This window comes from Methyloversatilis sp. XJ19-49 (assembly GCF_024580145.1).
Classification (GTDB): domain Bacteria; phylum Pseudomonadota; class Gammaproteobacteria; order Burkholderiales; family Rhodocyclaceae; genus Methyloversatilis.
Genome location: NZ_JANINI010000043.1, coordinates 1 through 484, shown reverse-complemented (window position 1 = coordinate 484; position 484 = coordinate 1). Strand labels below are relative to the sequence as shown.

Annotated in this window: 1 protein-coding gene; it reads left to right on the top strand. The window is 70.9% G+C overall.

The genetic code is table 11. The features are described from left to right. Window positions 1–484, top strand: a 484-nt coding sequence (locus NMQ16_RS19165; RefSeq protein WP_257082567.1) for a methyl-accepting chemotaxis protein, incomplete at both ends; no start/stop codon positions are given.

Sequence of the window (484 nt, the reverse complement as noted above, 5' to 3'; positions counted from 1 at the left end):
GCGAGCGAGGTGAGGAACCTTGCGCAGAGGAGCGCGCAGGCGGCCAAGGAGATCAAGGGGCTGATCGCCGACTCGGTGGAGCGGGTCGACGGGGGCGCGAAGCTGGTGGCCGAAGCGGGCGCGACGATGGAGCAGGTGGTTGACAGCTTCCGGCAGGTGACGGGGCTGGTGACGGACATTGCGTCGGCGAGCCAGGAGCAGGCGAGCGGGATATCGCAGGTGACGCAGGCGGTGAGCCAGATGGACGGGGTGACGCAGCAGAACGCGGCGCTGGTGGAAGAGGCAGCGGCGGCGGCGGAAAGTCTGGAAGAGCAGGCGAGGTCGTTGATGCGCGCGGTGGGTCAGTTCCGGCTGGACGAGGGCAGCGGTCGCGGCGCAGTGGCGTTCGACGGGGCATCGCTGACGAAGCGCGAGGCGGCGAACAGCGAGCCGGTGCTGCCGCGTTCGCGCGGCGGGGCGCTGGGCAAGGTGAGGCGGGTTCAGC